14 protein-coding genes are annotated in these 17,574 nt (G+C 69.9%); 7 read left to right on the top strand and 7 right to left on the bottom strand.

Annotated elements, in window-relative coordinates; genetic code table 11:
• The first annotated feature begins 161 nt into the window (after positions 1-161).
• The 7 genes from HD841_RS03010 to HD841_RS02980 all read left to right on the top strand — a co-directional run bounded on the left by HD841_RS03010 (position 162) and on the right by HD841_RS02980 (position 11,474).
• Positions 162-1,274 carry a glycoside hydrolase family 130 protein gene (locus HD841_RS03010; protein ID WP_179507388.1) on the top strand — a complete coding sequence of 371 codons (1,113 nt, stop codon included), beginning with the start codon at positions 162-164 and terminating at the stop codon, positions 1,272-1,274.
• Positions 1,271-2,833 carry an alpha-amylase family glycosyl hydrolase gene (locus HD841_RS03005; protein ID WP_179507387.1) on the top strand — a complete coding sequence of 521 codons (1,563 nt, stop codon included), beginning with the start codon at positions 1,271-1,273 and terminating at the stop codon, positions 2,831-2,833. Before HD841_RS03010 ends, HD841_RS03005 begins: the two co-directional genes overlap by 4 nt.
• Positions 2,834-2,842: 9 nt before the next feature.
• Positions 2,843-3,850 (top strand): glycosyltransferase family 4 protein, encoded by a 1,008-nt coding sequence (locus HD841_RS03000; protein WP_179507386.1) that lies wholly within the window; start codon positions 2,843-2,845, stop codon positions 3,848-3,850.
• 853 nt (positions 3,851-4,703) lie between these two features.
• Positions 4,704-6,362: an MFS transporter gene (locus HD841_RS02995; protein ID WP_179507385.1), complete on the top strand. Its 1,659-nt coding sequence runs from the start codon at positions 4,704-4,706 to the stop codon at positions 6,360-6,362.
• A complete protein-coding gene (locus tag HD841_RS02990) occupies positions 6,359-7,522 on the top strand; it encodes an HlyD family secretion protein (RefSeq protein WP_179507384.1) in 1,164 nt (387 codons plus the stop codon). Before HD841_RS02995 ends, HD841_RS02990 begins: the two co-directional genes overlap by 4 nt.
• A gap of 344 nt (positions 7,523-7,866) precedes the next feature.
• On the top strand, positions 7,867-9,285 hold the full coding sequence (locus tag HD841_RS02985) for an efflux transporter outer membrane subunit (RefSeq protein WP_373562915.1): 1,419 nt from the start codon (positions 7,867-7,869) through the stop codon (positions 9,283-9,285).
• 95 nt (positions 9,286-9,380) lie between these two features.
• On the top strand, positions 9,381-11,474 hold the full coding sequence (locus HD841_RS02980) for an ATP-binding protein (RefSeq protein WP_179507383.1): 2,094 nt from the start codon (positions 9,381-9,383) through the stop codon (positions 11,472-11,474).
• On the opposite strand, the gene HD841_RS02975 is transcribed toward HD841_RS02980, so the two are convergent.
• From HD841_RS02975 to HD841_RS02945, 7 genes are all read right to left on the bottom strand, one after another.
• Positions 11,475-12,074, bottom strand: coding sequence for an ATP-dependent Clp protease proteolytic subunit (locus HD841_RS02975; RefSeq protein ID WP_179507382.1), 600 nt, complete (start codon positions 12,072-12,074; stop codon positions 11,475-11,477). It abuts the gene before it with no gap.
• A 22-nt stretch (positions 12,075-12,096) separates the two neighbouring features.
• The gene (locus HD841_RS02970; RefSeq protein ID WP_179507381.1) at positions 12,097-12,408 is read right to left on the bottom strand and encodes an SRPBCC family protein; all 312 of its coding nucleotides are present in this window, start codon (positions 12,406-12,408) and stop codon (positions 12,097-12,099) included.
• On the bottom strand, positions 12,405-12,719 hold the full coding sequence (locus HD841_RS02965; RefSeq protein WP_218845351.1) for an ArsR/SmtB family transcription factor: 315 nt from the start codon (positions 12,717-12,719) through the stop codon (positions 12,405-12,407). Before HD841_RS02965 ends, HD841_RS02970 begins: the two co-directional genes overlap by 4 nt.
• Positions 12,720-12,758: 39 nt before the next feature.
• Positions 12,759-13,604, bottom strand: coding sequence for an HpcH/HpaI aldolase/citrate lyase family protein (locus HD841_RS02960; protein ID WP_179507379.1), 846 nt, complete (start codon positions 13,602-13,604; stop codon positions 12,759-12,761).
• 22 nt (positions 13,605-13,626) lie between these two features.
• The gene (gene mprF, locus HD841_RS02955) at positions 13,627-16,185 is read right to left on the bottom strand and encodes a bifunctional lysylphosphatidylglycerol flippase/synthetase MprF (protein ID WP_373562914.1); all 2,559 of its coding nucleotides are present in this window, start codon (positions 16,183-16,185) and stop codon (positions 13,627-13,629) included.
• Complete coding sequence (locus HD841_RS02950; RefSeq protein WP_179507378.1) at positions 16,182-16,613, bottom strand: DUF2147 domain-containing protein; 432 nt, start codon at positions 16,611-16,613, stop codon at positions 16,182-16,184. Before HD841_RS02950 ends, mprF begins: the two co-directional genes overlap by 4 nt.
• A 69-nt stretch (positions 16,614-16,682) precedes the next feature.
• Positions 16,683-17,432: an AcvB/VirJ family lysyl-phosphatidylglycerol hydrolase gene (locus HD841_RS02945; RefSeq protein ID WP_179507377.1), complete on the bottom strand. Its 750-nt coding sequence runs from the start codon at positions 17,430-17,432 to the stop codon at positions 16,683-16,685.
• Positions 17,433-17,574: the final 142 nt, after the last annotated feature.

The following is a 17,574-nucleotide window of genomic DNA, read 5'->3' as shown; positions in this document are numbered from 1 at the left end:
GAAGCGCTGACGGAGGGGGAGGATACGGCGGGAGCCTCGTTCTCAAGACGTCCCGTGTCCTCCCCCTCCACCACCACGCTGACGCGTGGCGGTCCCCCTCCCCCTGGCGGGGGAGGATTCTTGTAATGGAACCACTCCCCGCTCCCCGCGCTAAAACCCCCATGCACGACGCGCTGATCTTCACCCCCGACCATGTCGATCTCACCCGCTCGCCGCTGCGTCGCGGGATAGCCGTGCCGACCTATGTGCTCGGCGCGTTCAACCCGGGCTTCACCCGCCTGCCCAACGGCAATCTGCTGCTGATGGTCCGCATCGCCGAGGCGCTGTCAGAGCCGGTGCGCGACGGCCACGCCCATGCGATCCGCTGGACGCCGCAAGGCTATGTCCTCGACGCCTGGCCGATGACCCAGGTCGACATGACCGACCCGCGCCAGTTCGAGCTCAAGGGCAGCCGCCACCGCATCCTCGCGCTCACCTCGCTGTCGTGGCTGCTGCCGGTCGAGCTGGACGCGGCGGGCGAGCGGATCGTCACGGTCCATTACGACGCGGCGATCGAACCCGCCGCCGGCTACCAATGCTATGGGGTCGAGGACGCCCGCATCACCCGCATCGGCGACATCTGGTACATGACCACCTGTTCGGTCGGCGCCGAGCGGCATTGCACCACGCTTCACACCTCGCGCGACGGGCTGCACTACACGCTCGAAGGGATCGTCCTCGATCACCAGAACAAGGACATGATCCTGTTCGAAGGGCTGGTCGCGGACAAGTTCATGGCGCTCACCCGCCCGCTCGGCGAGGTCTATTTCGCCTATCCGCCCGACAGCCCTTATGTCGGCGGCCCGTCGATCAACTTCGCCCAGAGCCCCGATGCGCTGCACTGGAAGCCGCTCGACGCGCCGGGGCTGCGCGCGCGCAAGGGCTCGCCATCGGCGATGAAGATCGGCGGCGGCACCCAGCCGGTGCTGACCCGCGACGGCTGGCTGATGATCTATCACGGCGTCGAGGCGCGCGAGAGCGTCGGCATCTACCGCAGCTTCTGGGCGCTGCTCGACCGCGACGATCCCGCGCACATCCTGCGCATCGAGGACGAGACGCCGCTGCTCGAAGCGAACCCCGCGCTCACCGCGCCGATCGCCCACCAGATGTATCTGCCGACCCCGGTGGTGTTCTCGACCGGCCTGGTCGATACCGGCGACGATTATCTGGTCGCCAGCGGCGAGGCCGACCTCGCCTGCCGCATGACCCGGCTGCCCAAGGAGCTGTTCGCATGACGTGGTGGCGCTCGGGGACGATCTACCAGATCTACCCGCGCTCGTTCCAGGACAGCGACGGCGACGGCATCGGCGACCTCAAGGGGATCGAGGCGCGGCTCGACCATCTCGTCGCACTCGGCGTCGATGCAATCTGGATCTCGCCGATCTTCCCCTCGCCGATGCGCGACTTCGGCTATGACGTCGCCGATTATTGCGGGATCGACCCGCGCTTCGGCACGCTCGCCGATTTCGACAGCCTGCTCGCCGCCGCGCATGCGCGCGGGCTGAAGCTGCTGCTCGACTTCGTCCCCAATCACAGTTCGACCGATCATCCCTGGTTCCAGGAGAGCCGGTCGTCGCGCGACAATCCCAAGCGCGACTGGTATATCTGGCGCGATCCCGCCCCCGATGGCGGCCCGCCGAACAATTGGATCAGCGATTTCGGCGGCTCCGCGTGGGAATATGACGCCGCCACCGGCCAATATTATTACCACGCCTTCCTCAAGGAACAGGCCGACCTCAACTGGCGCAACCCCGATCTTCGCCGTGCGATGATGGACGCGCTGCGCTTCTGGTTCGACCGCGGCGTCGACGGCTTCCGCATCGACGTGCTCTGGCACATGGTCAAGCACGCCGGCTTCCCCGACAATCCCGCCAACCCCGACTATCGCGTCGAGATGGGCGAGATGCACGCCGTGCTCCAGCTCCACTCGACCGACCAGCCCGAGGTCCATGCCATCGCCGCCGAGATGCGCGCGATCGCGGACTCCTATCCCGGCGACCGCGTGCTGATCGGCGAGATCTATCTGCCGGTCGAGCGGCTGATGCAGTATTACGGGCTCGACGCACCCGAAGTACATCTGCCCTTCAACTTCCAGCTCATCGACGCGAAATGGGATGCGCGTCATCTCGCCGGACTGATCGCCGACTATGAAGCGGCGTTGCCGGCGGGCGGCTGGCCGAACTGGGTGCTCGGCAACCACGATCGCCCGCGCATCGCCACCCGCGTCGGGGCCGCGCAGGCGCGCGTCGCGGCGGTGCTGCTGCTGACGCTGCGCGGCACGCCCACGCTCTATTACGGCGACGAGATCGGCCTTTCCGACGTCGCCATTCCCGCGGACCGCGTGCAGGACCCGCGCGAGCTGCGCGAACCCGGCCTCGGCCTCGGCCGCGATCCGGTGCGCACGCCAATGCCGTGGAACGCCAGCGCCCACGCCGGCTTCTCGACCGCCGAACCGTGGCTGCCGCTTAACTCCGACTGGCCGACGCGCAACGTCGCGGCGCAGAGCAGCGACCCGCAATCGATGCTGACGCTGCACCGCGACCTGCTCAACCTGCGCCGCAAGCATGACGCGCTCGCGATCGGCGACTTCGCGCTGATCGAGGCGGCGGGCGACGTGCTCGCCTACGAGCGCCGTCATGGCGACGAGCGGATCGTCGTCGCGCTCAACCTCGGCGCGACGCCGCAGCCGGTGACATTGCCTGCCGGCGACGTGCTGCTCAGCACCTTGCCGGGTCGCGGCGACGCCGGTCTGCTGCGCCCCGACGAAGCTATCATCCTGCGCGTAACCCGCTAAGTCCGCATCATGAAGATCGCGATGCTCGCCCCCATTTCGTGGCGCACTCCGCCGCGCCACTATGGCCCGTGGGAATTGGTCACCAGCCTGCTCACCGAGGCGCTTGTCGCGCGCGGCGTCGACGTGACCCTGTTCGCGACGCAGGACAGCCTCACCGCCGGCACGCTCGCCGCGGTGGTGCCGGCACCCTATTCGGAAGACCCGAGCATCGATGCCAAGGTCTGGGAATTCCGCCACCTCGCGCATCTGTTCGAACGCGCCGGCGAGTTCGACCTGATCCACAACCAGGCCGATTTTCCCGCCCACGCCTTCTCGCATCTGGTGGCGACGCCGATGGTCACGACGATCCACGGCTTTTCGTCGGACCGTATCCTGCCGATGTACCAGCCCTATCAGGACCGCGTGCATTATGTCGCGATCAGCGACGCCGACCGATCGCCGCAGCTCCGCTATGCTGCGACGGTCCACCACGGCATCGTCCTCGACGATTTCCCCTTCGATGCCGCGGGCAGCGACGACCTGCTGTTCTTCGGCCGCATGCATCCCGACAAGGGCGCCGCCGAGGCGATCGCGGTCGCGCAGGCGACCGGTCGCGACCTCGCCATGTACGGCATCGTGCAGGATCAGGGCTATTACGAGCGCGCTGTCGTGCCCCACCTCGGCGAGCACATCCGCCACCCCGGCGCGGTCGGCGGCTCCGAGCGCACCGCCGCGCTCGGCAAGGCGGCGGCCTTGCTCCACCTCATCAACTTCGACGAGCCGTTCGGCCTGTCGGTGATCGAGGCGATGGCCTGCGGCACGCCGGTGATCGCGATCAACCGCGGCTCGATGCCCGAGCTGATCGACCATGGCGTCACCGGCTTCCTGGTGAACAGCGTCGACGAGGCGATCGCCGCGGTCGCCCGCCTGCCCGAGATCGACCGCGCCGCCTGCCGCGCCGCGGTGGCGGAGCGCTTCACCGTCGAGCGGATGGCGGACGCCTATATCGCGCTCTACCGCGACATACTGGGTGGCTGAACGTCGCTGCCGGTCGACACACCGCCCCGAAAGACCCGTCACTCCGGACTTGGTCCGGGGTCCACTCCGCGGCGAGGAGCGGGGCTTGAGGGGCGACCACTCCCCCGCGGCCCGGTGGACCCCGGACCACGTCCGGGGCGACGGAATGGGTGAGAAAGCCGTCCCGCCTGAACAGCCTGGGCATAGCAGTGAACCACCCGCCCCAATCGCGCATATAGCCACCCGCCTCCCGCGCCGCGGTGGCGGAGCGCATCACCGTGGGAGCGGACGGCGGACGCCCATATCGCGCTCTACTGCGCCATGCGGATGGCTGAACGTCCCCACCTGTCGACACATCGCCCCAAAAGACCCGTCACCCCGGACTTGTTCCGGGGTCCACTCCGCGGTGAGGAGCGGGGTTTGAGGGGCAACCATTCGCTTGCGGCCCGGTGGACCCCGGAACAAGTCCGGGGTGACGGAATGGGTGGGGAAGCCGTCCCGCCTAAACAGCGTGTGGATAGCAATGAACCACCCGCCCAGATCGCGCATAGAGCCACCCGCCTCCCGCGCCGCGGTGGCGGAGCGCGTCACCGTCGCGCGGACGGCGGACGCCCATATCGCGCTCTACCGCGCCATTCGGGATGGCCGAACGTCGCCACCTGTCGACACATCGCCCCAAAAGACCCGTCACCCCGGACCTGGTCCGGGGTCCACTCCGCGGCGAGGAGCGGGGCTTGAGGGGCGACCATTCCCTCGCCGCCCGGCGGACCCCGGGCCACGTCCGGGGCGACGGAAGGGGTGAGAAAACCGCCCCGCCTGAACAGCGTTGGCGTAGCAATGAACCGCCCGCCCCGATCGCGCGTATAGCCACGTCATGATCGCCCGCTTGCGCCGCTTCCTGTCCGAGGAAGACTGGACCTTCGCGCCGCACGAGCTGCCCGTGCTCCCCGGCTCGCCGGGCACGGTCGAGCATCGCACGCGCCATCGCATCGCCTATGGCGTCATCTCGGTGCTGCTCGGACTGACCGGCGGCTTCGGCAATGCGCTGATCTCGGCCAATACCTATACGCTGCAGGGCGCGCTGGGCCTCGATCCGGCGGAGATCGCCTGGCTGCCGACGGTCTATGTGATGACCAACGTCAGCATCAACCTGCTGCTGATCAAATTCCGCGCGCAATTCGGGCTGCGCCCGTTCGCGATGATCTTCCTCAGCATCTATGCCGCGCTCACCTTCGCGCATCTGTTCGTGCGCGGCTTCGACACCGCGATCCTCGTTCGTGCGGCGAGCGGCATGGCCGGCGCCGCAGTGTCGAGCCTGTGCCTCTATTACATGATGCAGGCGCTGCCGACCAAATGGCGGCTGAAGGCTCTGGTGATCGGCATCGGCATCCCGCAATGCGCGACGCCGCTGGCGCGCCTGTTCTCGCCCGACCTGCTGGCGATGTCGCAATGGCGCACGCTTTACCTCTTCGAACTCGGGCTGGCGCTGCTCAGCCTCGCCGCCGTCGCCTGCCTCCGCCTGCCGCCGACCACCCGGTCTAAGGCGTTCGAGCGGCTCGACTTCGTCACCTTCGTGCTGTTCGCCGGCGCGATGGCGCTGTTCGCCGCGGTGCTCGGCCTGGGGCGGATCGTCTGGTGGACCAATGCGCCGTGGATCGGCTGGGCGCTGCTCGCCGCGATCCCGATGCTGGCCGCGGCGCTCGCGATCGAGCATCACCGCGCCAATCCGCTGCTCAACACCCGGTGGCTGGGCAGCGCCGACATTCTCCGTTTCACCGTCGTCACCATCATGGCGCGCATCGTCCTGTCCGAACAGACCTATGCCTCGGTCGGGCTGCTCACCGTGCTCGGCCAGAACAACGATCAGCTCGTCCCCTTCTTCTCGATCATCTTCCTCGCCTCGGTCGCCGGCGTGGTGCTGAGCGCGGTGACGCTCGATGTCAGCCGCCCGGCGCACCCGATCATGCTGGCCATCGGCCTCGTCGCGATCGCCGCCTTTGCCGACAGCCACGCGACCAGCCTCACCCGCGCGCCGCAGATGTATGCCAGCCAGGCGCTGATCGCCTTCGCCGCCACCTATTTCCTCGGCCCCGCCTTGCTGTTCGGCATGACCCGCGCGCTGCAGCAGGGCACCGGCCATATCATCAGCTTCATCGCGCTGTTCGGGATGATCAACTCGATCGGCGGCCTTGCCGGCACCGCGCTGCTCGGCAGCTATCAGCAGATTCGCGAGAAGGCGAACAGCGCCGCGCTGGTGCAGGCGATCGATCCCACCGACCCGATCGTCGCGCAGCGGCTGCAGGCGGGCGGCGCGGCGGTGTCGCGCGTCGTCGGCGATCCCGCGCTGCGCAGCGCCGAGGGTGGCGCGATCCTGTCGCAGACCACGACGCGCGAGGCGAATGTGCTGGCGTTCGACGACGTCTTCCGGCTGATCGCGGTGCTCGCCGCGCTCACCTTCTGTTATCTCCTGTTCCTCATGATCCGCCGGGCGCGTCGCGAACGCCGTGCCGCGCTCAAGCAGAGTTCCGCATGACCGATAGCCGCAGCCCCGTCGATCCCACCCCTGCGACCGAAGAGGCGCAGGCCGCGGCGGCGGCCGCGCCGCCCGCGCCCGCCGCCGCGCCGGTCGGCTCGGGCTGGCGGCCGCAGCCGCCCAGCCGCACGGCGCTGATCGTCATCGCCGCGCTGGCGATCGGCGGCATCCTTGCGGTGCTCGCGGCCTGGCGGCTGCCGCCCTTCGCCAATGCCAACCAGTCGACCGACAATGCCTATGTGCGCGGCCGCACCACCGTGATCGCGCCGCAGGTGTCGGGCTATGTCACACAGGTGTTCGTCCGCGACTTCATGGACGTGCAGCCCGGCCAGCCGCTGGTGCAGATCGACGACCGCATCTATCGCCAGCGCGTCGATCAGGCGCAGGCGCAGGTCGATGCGCAGGCGGCGACGCTCGCCAACGCGCGCCAGACCGAGCGCAGCCGCACTGCCAGCCTCGCCGCGCAGACCGCCGCGGTCGCCAATGCCGAGGCGCAATTGATGCGCGCGCAGGCCGATATGAACCGCGTCAACGATCTCGTCACCGACGGCTCGGTCTCGTTGCGCGAGCGCGACCAGACGCTCGCCGCGCTGCGTCAGGCGCAGGCGGCGGTGCAGCAGGCGCGTGCCGCCCGCGAGATCGCGCGGCAGGACATCCGCACCGTCCAGGTCGGCCGCGGCGGCCAGCAGGCGGGCGTTTCCGGTGCCGAGGCGGCGCTGCGGCTCGCCCAGATCGACCTCGCCAACACCGTCATCCGCGCCCCCGAACGCGGCCGGCTGAGCGAGGTCGGCGTCCGCGTCGGCCAATATGTCACCGCCGGCTCGCAGCTGATGTTCCTGGTGCCGCCCGAGACCTGGGTGATCGCCAATTTCAAGGAGGCGCAGACTGCGCGGATGACGGTCGGTCAGCCGGCGAGCTTCACCGTCGACGGCCTCGCCAATGCGCGGCTGACCGGCCATATCGAGCGCATCTCCCCCGCCGCGGGATCGGAATTTGCGGTGCTCAAGGCGGACAATGCGACGGGCAATTTCACCAAGGTGCCGCAGCGTATCGCAGTCCGCATCCGCATCGATCCCGGCCAGCCGCTCGCGGCACGGCTGCGGCCGGGCATGTCGGTGCAGGCGCGCGTCGACACCTCCAGCGGCCCGGTGGTGAAGTGATGGGGGTCGCCGGGTGCAACGACGAAGTCCTCCCTCGCTTTAGCGGGGGAGGGGGACCGCGGCCGCAGGCCGTGGCGGAGGGGGCGTCTCCGCATACGACGCAGTTCGCCGTATCCTCCCCCTCCGTCACGGCTTTGCCGTGCCACCTCCCCCTGGCGGGGGAGGATTTGGGTCGGGCGTCCACTTCAAGCGCAACACCTCCGCGTCTCCGCGCCTCCGCCCGAACTAATATCCAGCCTCTTCCCGCAAGCGCCGATGATGATCGCGCGAAGACGCGAAGACGCGAAGATGTCGCGCTACCGACACCCGCCGCACCTTCCATCATCCATAGTGGTAAAAGGACCGTGTCCGCCCCGAGCGCGCCCCGCTCGCGTCTTGACGTCTTCGCGCGCACCACCCTGCTCTGCCTCACCCTGGCCGCCTGTATCGGCCCTCGCCCACAAGCGCCCGCCGCCAGCGTGATCGTCCCGCCGCCCGCATGGCGCACCGCGCTCGGCAACGGCGAGCCGATCCGCGCCGACTGGTGGAACACGTTCGGGGACCCCGTGCTTACGCAACTGGTCGGTCAGGCACTCGCCAACAACGTCGACCTCGCCGCCGCCGCGTCGCGGATCGACGAGGCGCGTGCCGCCGCCCGTCTCGCCCGCGCGCAGCAGACGCCGACGCTCGGCGGCAACCTGCCGAGCACCACCGGCCAGACGGTCAGCCCGTTCGGCACCCCCAGCGACGCGATCGGCGCGCAGCCTGCGGTCACCGCCAGCTACGATCTCGACCTGTTCGGCCGCCTCCGGCAGGCGAGCCGCGCCGCGCAGGCGCAATTGCTCGCCAGCGAGGGCGCACGCGACACCGTCCGTCTCGCCATCGCCAGCGGCGTAGCGACCAATTACGTCACGCTGCGCGCGCTCGATCTGCGCCTCGCCGTCGCGCAGCAGACGCTCGCCGCGCGCACCGAGGCGCTGCGCATCGCCCGCCGCCGCGCCGAGGCGGGCTATACCTCCAACCTCGAACTGCGCCAGGCCGAGGCCGAATATCGCGCGACGCAACAGCTCGTCCCCGCCGCGCAACTGGCGATCAGCCGACAGGAGAATGCGCTCAGCCTGCTGCTCGGCACCAGCCCCGGCGCGATCCCGCGCGGCTTGCCGCTCGACCGGCTGCTCGCGCCCGCGATCCCCGACGGCCTGCCCGCCGATCTGTTGCGCCGCCGCCCCGATCTGTTCCAGGCGGAGCAGACGCTGGTCGCCGCCGACCGCACGCTCGACAGCGCGCGCGCGGCGATGCTGCCCAATCTCGCGCTCACCGGCTCGGCGGGCGTCGTCCTGTCGACCGCGCTCGCCAATCCCATCGGCGTCTTCTCCATCGGCGCCAGCATCCTGTCACCGATCTTCGACGGCGGCCGCCTGCGCGCGCAGAGCGACGTCGCCGCCGCGCGCCGCGATCAGGCCGCCTTCGCCTATCGCCGTACCGCGCTGATCGCCTTCCAGGAGGTCGACAATGCGCTCGCCGGGGTACAGCGCTCGGGCGAACAGGCGGTCGCGCTGGGGCTTCAGGTCGATGCGCTAGCCGCGGCGCTGCGCAACGCCAGCAACCGCTATCGCGCCGGTTACACCTCCTATATCGAACAGCTCGATGCGCAGCGCGGCCTGCTCACCGCGGAGCTTGCGCTGGTCCAGGCGCGTGCGGACCGGATCACCGCCTATGTCGCGTTGTATCAGGCGATGGGCGGTGGCTGGTCGCGCGACGATGTGGCCGCAACGCAACGCTGAAGTGTAACTGCGTCTCAATATATTATACGCCGGATCGCTCCGGATCGCAGCGCGTTTCGGCAGCCCATGTCACAGATGAGAGCCTTTCGCCGCCGATGGCCGACGACGACCTGAAGACCGCCGGGCCGATCAGCGTCGGCAGCTGGGACTGGGACGTGGTCGCCGACCGCGTCACCGCCGACGTGGAATTCGCGCGCCTGTACGGTGTCGATCCCGACGAGGCGCGGGTCGGCGCGCGGCTGACCCGTTTTTTCACCGCGATCCATCCCGAAGATCTGCCGCGCGTCGAGGCGGAGATCGGCGCGGCGCTCGCCACCGGCGAGCCCTTCGAAAGCGACTATCGCCTGCAACAGCCCGACGGCCGCGCCCGCTGGGTCGCGGCACGCGGGCGCGTCACCTTCGATGCCGACGGCCGCCCGGTCCGCTTCCCCGGCATCAGCTTCGACATCGACGCGCGCAAATCCGCCGAGTTGCGGCTCAAGGCGCTGGTCCGGCTCAACGACCGGCTGCGCGATCCCGGCGATCCCGAAGACCTCGCTTATGCCGCGGTCGAGATCCTGGGCCGACTGTTCGACGTCAGCCGCTGCGGCTATGGCACGATCGACCGCGAGGCAGAGACGATCGTGTCGAGCCGCCCATGGTGCGCCCCCGGCATCGAACCGCTGCCCGGCATCCTCCATTTCCGCGACTATGGCTCCTATATCGAGGACCTCAAGCGCGGCGAGACGGTGGCGATCGGCAACGTCTATGACGACCCGCGCACCGCCGGCACCGCGGAGGGGCTGAGGAGCCTTGCCGCGCTGTCCTTCATCAACATGCCGGTGACCGAACAGGGCGGATTCGTCGCCTTGCTCTACCTCAACAATGCGCAGCCGCGGCATTGGCTGCCCGAAGAGGTCGCCTTCGTCCGCGATGTCGCCGAGCGGACCCGCGATGCGGTCGAGCGCCGCCGCGTCGAGCATGAACTCGCCGCCCTCACCGCCTCGCTCGAACAACAGGTCGAGGAGCGCACGCGCGAACTGATGACCGCCGAAGCGCATCTGCGCCAGGCGCAGAAGATGGAGGCGGTCGGCCAGCTCACCGGCGGGCTGGCGCATGACTTCAACAACATGCTCACCGGGATCAGCGGCGCGATCGAGATGATGCAGGTCCGCATCCGCCAGGGCCGCGTCGACGAGCTCGATCGTTATGCCAATGCGGCACAGAGCGCGGCGCGGCGGGCGGCGGCGCTGACCCATCGTCTGCTCGCCTTCTCACGACGCCAGACGCTCGATCCCAAGCCGACCGACATCAACCGACTGATCGATGGCCTGCGCGACCTGATCCAGCGCACCGTCGGGCCGGGCGTATCGATCGAGGTAGTCGGTGCCGGCGGGCTGTGGCCGGCGATGGTCGATCCCAACCAGCTTGAAAATGCGCTGCTCAACCTGTGCATCAACGCGCGCGACGCGATGCCCGACGGCGGCCGCATCACGATCGAGACCGCCAACCGCTGGCTCGACGAACGCGCCGCGCGGGAACGCGACCTGCCGCCGGGGCAATATCTGTCGCTCTGCGTCACCGACACCGGCACGGGCATGACTCCCGAGGTGCAGGCGCGCGCCTTCGACCCCTTCTATACGACAAAGCCGATGGGCGAGGGCACCGGCCTCGGCCTCTCGATGATCTATGGCTTCGCGCGCCAGTCGGGCGGGCAGGTGCGCATCTATTCGGAACTCGGCCAGGGCACGACGATGTGCATCTACCTGCCGCGCCACTACGGTGACGCGGATGCCGACGACGACCCGATGACGCGGGCGGCGATCCCGGCGGCGAGCGAAGGGCGCCACACGGTGCTGGTGGTCGACGACGAGCCGACGATCCGCATGCTCGTCGTCGAGATCCTGACCGAGATGGGGCACACGGTGCTCGAAGCCGGCGACGGCGCCGCGGCGCTGCGCCTGCTCGTGACCGGCGCGCAGGTCGACCTGCTGATCACCGACGTCGGCCTGCCCGGCCAGATGAACGGCCGCCAGGTCGCGGACGCCGCGCTCGCGCTGCTGCCGGCGCTGAAGGTGCTGTTCATCACCGGCTATGCCGAGAATGCGGTGATCGGCAACGGCCCGCTCGCGCCCAATATGGCGCTCCTCACCAAGCCCTTCGCGATGGACGCCATCGCCGATCGCATCCGCGCCATGCTGGAGGGCTAGTCACGCCGCGATATCGAGGTCGCGCGGCGTCAGGATGCGGTCGATCAGGCCCCATTCCAGCGCCTCCTCGGCGGTGAGGAAGCGGTCGCGGTCCATCGCACGTTCGAACGCCTCGTAGCTGCGCCCGCAATGGTCGGCGTAGAGGCGAAGCATGCGCTGCTTGACCCGCTGCGTTTCCTCGGCGTGGATCAGCACGTCGGATGCCTGGCCCTGATAGCCGCCGGAGGGCTGGTGGATAAGGATGCTGGCGTTGGGCAGTGCGGCGCGCTCGCCCGGCTCGCCCGCCATCAGCAGCAACGACCCCATCGACCGCGCCGTCCCCATGCACAGCGTATGCACCGGCGCGCGGATGTAGCGCATCGTGTCGTACATCGCGAGGCCGCTGGTCACCACGCCGCCGGGCGAATTGATGTAGAGGTTGATCGGCTTGCGCGGGTTTTCCGCCTCCAGGAACAGCAGTTGCGCGCAGACCAGCGCCGAGACGCTGTCGTTGACCTCGCCGTTCAGGAAGATGACGCGTTCGCGCAGCAGCCGCGAATAGATATCGAACGAGCGCTCGCCGCGGCTCGACTGTTCGATGACCATGGGGACGAGTTGCATCGGAGCGCTCCGGTCTGCCGCGTCAGGCGGCCCGCATGAGGGTGTGGTCGTTGTCGTTCGCGACGCCGGCAAGCTGGTGGACAATACGCAGCCGGGTGCCGCTGCCATTCGGAGCGATGCGGAAGGTGACGTGGCTTTCGCGGAACGGCGGCCCGGCGTCGCGCATGCGGTAGCGGACCTCTTGCCCCGGCGTGATCGTCGTGCCCTCCGGGTCGATCAGCGCCGCGGCAGGGAGCCATTGCTCGCGGAAGGCCGGGATGCTGATCGCTCGCCATACCTTGGGCGGTGGTGCGTCGAGATCGTATTCGAGGACGAGGGCGTCGGCGTCGCTCATTGATCCATGTCCTTCAGCAGCGTGTTGAGGGCGGCGATCCGTTCGGGCCAATAGGCGCGGTATCGGGCGAGCCAGCCGGCGACGACCGCAAGGCCGTCGGGATCGACTTCGTAATGGACGAAGCGGCCCTGCCGCTGCTCGCGCACGAGCCGGGCCTCGCGCAGGACCGCCAGGTGCTGCGACATGGCGGGCTGGCTGATCGACAGGCCGGCGCGCAATGCGCTGGCGTTCGCGCCGCCCGCCGCTAACTTCGCAAAGATCGCGCAGCGGGTCGGGTCGGCAAGAGCCTTGAAGACGTGGGCCTCGGTCATGCCGACACATAAGCGCACGCTTATGTGATTCGCAAGCGCCTAGCTGGCGAGGATCCGCTGCGCCTCGGCAAGGTGGAGCCGTTCGACCATCGTGCCGTCGAGCTGGATCGCGCCGCGGCCCGCAGCCTCGGGCGCGGCGAAGGCGGCGACGACGGCCTGCGCCCACGCCACGTGGTCCGCACTGGGGGCGAAGGCGGTGTTGGCAGCGTCGATCTGGCCGGGATGGATCAGCGTCTTGCCGTCGAAGCCGAGCATCGCCCCCTGCCCGCATTCCGCCGCCAGCCGCCCGGCGTCGCCGATCGCGTTGCATACGCCGTCGAGCACCACCAATCCGGCGGCGCGTGCCGCGATGACCAGCTGCGTCAGCGCCGGCAGCAACGGCCCGCGATCCGCACCGGGACGGCAGCGCATCTCCTTGGCGAGATCGTTGGTGCCCGCGATCAGCAGCTCGGTACGCGTCGCCGCCGCGGCGTCGACGATCTCGGGCAGGCGCAGGATCGCACCGCACGTCTCGATCATCGCCCAGATCGGCGGCCCGTCCGTGCCGAGCGCGCTGCGCACCGCAACCAGATCGGCGGCGCTGGCGACCTTCGGCACCACCACCGCCGCCGCCGCCAGCCCCCGGACCGCGGCGGCATCGTCCTGCCCCCACAGCGTGTCGAGCGCGTTGATCCGCACCGCGCAGGCGCGTGGGCCGAACCCCTCGACCGCGGCGGCCACCGCCGCCGACCGCGCCTCCGCCTTGGCCTCCGGCGCGACCGCATCTTCGAGGTCGAGGATCACCGCGTCGCAGGCGAGTCCGCGCGCCTTGGCGATCGCGCGGGGGTTGGAGGCCGGCATGAACAGCACGCTGCGCCGGCGGCTGGTGGGATGATCGTCGCTCATGCGATCGACCCTAAACCAGCGGTCAGGCGCTCACCAGCCGCGCAAGGTCGATCAGCGCGCGCGGCATCGCCGGCCCCGACGGCGTCGCGATATAGCGGGAGACCCAGACCGGGCCGAACTTCGCCTTGAACGCGCGCAGCCCGGCGAACCCGTAGAGCCGCTCGCCATTGGCGAAGAGCGCATGGCCGAGCCGCGCCCAGACCGGCGCCAGCCGCCCGCTCGGCATGCCCGACAGCGGCGCCATGCCGAGGTTGAACCGGTCATAGCCCTCGGCGCGCGCCCATTCGATCAGCCGCACCAGCATCATCTCCATCGTGCCGTAGGGCGCGTCGGGATGGTGGCGCATCAGGTCGACCGAGGCCTCCTCGCCGTTGCCCGACACCCAGATATTGGCGAAGGCGACGATCCGCCCCTCGACGCGCACCAGCGCGATCGGAAAGCGGGCAAGATAGGCCGCGTCGAACGCGCCGAGGCTGAACCGCTTCTCGCGTCCCGCCTTGGCGGCGAGCCAGGCCGCCGACACCTCGCCCAGCTCGGCCATCAGATCCGGCACCGCGCTCGCCGGCTCGACCGAGAAGACCGCGCCCGCCGCCTCGGTACGCCGCACCGCATGGCGCAGCGACTTGCCGCGCGGACCGGCGGTGGTGAAGTCGGCGAGCATGACATGCGCCTCCTCGCCATATTTGATCGCCTGCAACCCGAGTTCGACGAACAGGGGCAGCATCCGCTCGCTCGCCTGATAGAAGCACAGCCGTCCGGCGCGCGCATCGCAGGCGCGGCGGATGCTCCAGACGAGTTCGCTCCAGGCCGCCGCCGGGCCGACCGGATCGCCCATCACCACCCAGCTGCGCCCCTGTACGCGGTACATCAGGAAGGCGTCGCCCGCGGCGGAGACGATGAAGCTCTTGTCGCCGGTAAAGGCGAGCGCGGCATCGGTGCGCGGGCAATGTGCGATCGCCGCCTTCAGCACCGGCTCGGGCGGCAGCGCGTCGGGGACGGTGCGCGTGCGGCTGGCGGTGAGCAATTGCCAGGCCGATACTGCGGTCAGCATCACGCCGGCAGCGAAACTGGCGCGCAGGAAGCGCGGCGCATTGCCGTCGAGCGCGAACCGCCACCACAAGGTATCGCTGTACGGCGTGCGCTTGTAGGCGAAGAAGCCGGCCCAGACGCTCAGGCCCAGCGCCGCGGCGGCGGCGACCAGCCACGGCCAGCGCGGCCGGTCGGTGAGGATACCGCCCTCGCGATAGAAGCTCGCCTTGCAATATTGCAGCACGCCCGCGACGATGAGCTGGAGCAGCGCCTCCTCGTAATCGAGGCCCTTGAGCAGCGAGAAGATCGCCCCGCCGACGAGCAGGATGCGCGCCGCCGCCCAGCCCGAACGCAGCCGCGCGGTCAGCGCCGGCGCGACGAGCAGCATCGCGGTGCCGATCAGGCTGCCTGCCATGTGCGACCCCTCGATGAACGGCAGCGGCACGAGGTCGGTGAGTTCGGTCAGCCGCCCCTTCACCCCCGGCAATGCGCCCGAGACGAGCAGCACGAAGCCGGCGACGAAGACCAGCGCCGTCACCGCACTCGGCGCGAGCAGCTGGCCGACCTGATCGACATAGGACAGGCCACGGCGGATCGGATGGCGCAGCCGCCAGCCTTCGCTCGCCGCGATGCCGATCGCGGCGACGAGCAGCGGCAGCAGATAATAGATCAACCGATAGAGGAGCAGCGCGGCGAACAGCGTCGGCCGGTCGCCCGGCACGGTCGCCAGCACCACCGTCTCGAACACGCCGAGCCCGCCGGGCACGTGCAGCAGCAGCGCGACGACGACCGCAACCGCATAAGCGACGACGAAGCCGGGAAATGCCCCCGGCGCGGCGCCCGGCACCAGCACGAACAGCGCGGCGGACGCCATGGTCAGGTCGGCGAGCGACAGGCCGGCGAGCGCGCCCATCTGGCGCAGGCTGGGCAGCGCGATCCCGAACCGCGCCGGACCCAGGGTCGTCGCGCCGCGCACCCGCAGCACCGGCAGCACGGCGAGCAGCGCGAGCAGCGCCAGCCCGAGCGCGCGCGCCGGGCCGGGCGACAGCGTGACCGGCCCCAGCGCGATGCCATGGCCGACGACCAGCCCGATCCCCGCCGCGCCCGCCACGCCCGCCCAGAAGGCGATCGCGCAGATGCCGGCGACCTGCGCGATCTCACCGAATGCCAGCCCCGCCGCGCCATAGAGCCGCAGCCGGGCGGATCCGCCGGTGATCAGCGACAGGCCGAGATTGTGACTGAGCGTATAGGAAGTGAACGACCCCGCCGCCGCGATCCGCCATGGCAGCGGCCGACCGATCGCGCGCAAGGCGACCCAGTCGAGCCCAGTGAGCAGCAGGTAGCTGACGGTGGTCAGCGCGAGGCTGGCGGCGATCCGCGCGTCGGGGATCGCGGCGAGCGCCCGGCGCACGTCGCTAAGATGCACCTCGCGCAGCACCAGCCGGAGCGCGGCGAAGCCGATCCCCGCGACGAGCAGCACCGCGGCGACCGTCAGGCTGCGGCGGTGCTGCTGCGCGAGCGCCATCACCGCATCCAGACGACCGGTGGTCACGCCACCCGGTGCCAGACCTGCGATTTGCACAGGAAGCTGCCGACGACGCAGCCGGTGATGGTGAGCGTATGCGGCGAGGTCTGATGGATGCGCGAGGAGAAGGTGCGGCCCATGTCGGGGACGAACATCTTGCCCTCCCACGCGCCGGCCTTGTTGCGGCGATAGCCGCGCAGCAATTGCGTGCCGACCAGATCGGGCAGGCCGGCGCTGCGCGCCTCGGCACGCGCCTGCGGGCTGGCCCAGACGATCTGGCCACACAAGGCGCCATCGGCGCAGCGGCCGGTCTGCACCGCCAGCGTGCCACGCGGATTGGCCCAACGGCCGATCACCGCCGGCGCGCCGGGACGCGCCGTGGCCTGCGCCGCCGACGTCCCCGCCGCGACCGCCAGCATCCCGGCCAGTACCGCCGTGAATCGCGTCATCGTCATGATTGTAATCCCCACCATCTTACGATCATAGACGGCGCGCACGTCCCGGAGCCGCAGCAAGGTGACGAATCATCGTGTAAAAGCCTCTGGCGCGGCGTGGCGAATCGCCGCCAGGATATGGCCGAACAGGCCGGCGCGATCGTCGTTGAGATAATGGCCGCCCGGCATCGCCACCACCGTCGCGCGCCCGCCGCGCAAGGTCGGGCAGGCGCTGTCCGTCTCCGCCGCGCCATAGATGCAGGTGAGCCGCGTCCAGCCGAGCCGGCCGACGGTGTCGCGGCTCTCGCTGTCCGGCGTGCCGCGATAGACGAGGCCCGAGGGATCGGCGCGGAAGAACACCGTCTCGCCCGGCACGACCAGCACCACCCCTGCGACATGGCCACGCAGCGCGATCGGCAAATCGGCGAGGCCGGTCTGCAACACGTCGGCGCCATAGGATTGGCCGATCAGCATCAGCCGCGCCGCGCCCGTGTCGGCGAGCGCGCGGCGTACGCCGTCGGCGATGATCCGGTCGACCTCCGCGCGGGTGCGGCGCAGGCCGAACAGCACCGGCGAACTCAGCGCGAGGACCGGGAAGCCCTGCCCGGTGAGCGCGCGCACGGTATGCGGGTTGGGGCCATAATGCATCCCCATGTCGCCGGAGACGTAGAGCACCCCGAGCGTCCGCCGCGCGCCCTGCGGTTCGAACAGATGCGCGGCATCGCGGTCGAAGAAGCCGGCACTTGCGGCGATGCCGACGAGCACCAGCAGCACGCCACCGGCGATCCCGGTGATCCAGGCGAGCCGCCACCGCAGCGATCGGGAGCGTTGCGATGCCATGCTGCCTTCATGCACGCGGATCGCTGTCCCGGTGATGGCGTGCCCATGAACTTTTCGTCACGCGTCGGGCCAAGAGGCTGTAGACGGGCCGAAAACGCGCGGCGGCAGTGACGTAAGAGGCCGGCGGCGCGGGACCGACCGA

This window comes from Sphingomonas melonis (assembly GCF_013409985.1).
Classification (GTDB): Bacteria; Pseudomonadota; Alphaproteobacteria; order Sphingomonadales; family Sphingomonadaceae; genus Sphingomonas; species Sphingomonas melonis_A.
Note: the sequence above shows the minus strand (reverse complement) of the source record. Positions and strands in the feature narration are given on the sequence as shown.

What these genes read in the sequence shown, in the direction of transcription:
- HD841_RS02960 (WP_179507379.1), bottom strand. Translation starts at nt 13,604, where the DNA reads ATGAGCGACGATCATCCCACCAGCCGCCGGCGCAGCGTGCTGTTCATG.
- HD841_RS03000 (WP_179507386.1), top strand. Translation starts at nt 2,843, where the DNA reads ATGAAGATCGCGATGCTCGCCCCCATTTCGTGGCGCACTCCGCCGCGC.
- HD841_RS02975 (WP_179507382.1), bottom strand. Translation starts at nt 12,074, where the DNA reads ATGCAACTCGTCCCCATGGTCATCGAACAGTCGAGCCGCGGCGAGCGC.
- HD841_RS02945 (WP_179507377.1), bottom strand. Translation starts at nt 17,432, where the DNA reads ATGGCATCGCAACGCTCCCGATCGCTGCGGTGGCGGCTCGCCTGGATC.
- HD841_RS03010 (WP_179507388.1), top strand. Translation starts at nt 162, where the DNA reads ATGCACGACGCGCTGATCTTCACCCCCGACCATGTCGATCTCACCCGC.
- HD841_RS02950 (WP_179507378.1), bottom strand. Translation starts at nt 16,613, where the DNA reads ATGACGATGACGCGATTCACGGCGGTACTGGCCGGGATGCTGGCGGTC.
- HD841_RS02990 (WP_179507384.1), top strand. Translation starts at nt 6,359, where the DNA reads ATGACCGATAGCCGCAGCCCCGTCGATCCCACCCCTGCGACCGAAGAG.
- HD841_RS03005 (WP_179507387.1), top strand. Translation starts at nt 1,271, where the DNA reads ATGACGTGGTGGCGCTCGGGGACGATCTACCAGATCTACCCGCGCTCG.
- HD841_RS02980 (WP_179507383.1), top strand. Translation starts at nt 9,381, where the DNA reads ATGGCCGACGACGACCTGAAGACCGCCGGGCCGATCAGCGTCGGCAGC.
- HD841_RS02970 (WP_179507381.1), bottom strand. Translation starts at nt 12,408, where the DNA reads ATGAGCGACGCCGACGCCCTCGTCCTCGAATACGATCTCGACGCACCA.
- HD841_RS02965 (WP_218845351.1), bottom strand. Translation starts at nt 12,719, where the DNA reads ATGACCGAGGCCCACGTCTTCAAGGCTCTTGCCGACCCGACCCGCTGC.
- HD841_RS02995 (WP_179507385.1), top strand. Translation starts at nt 4,704, where the DNA reads ATGATCGCCCGCTTGCGCCGCTTCCTGTCCGAGGAAGACTGGACCTTC.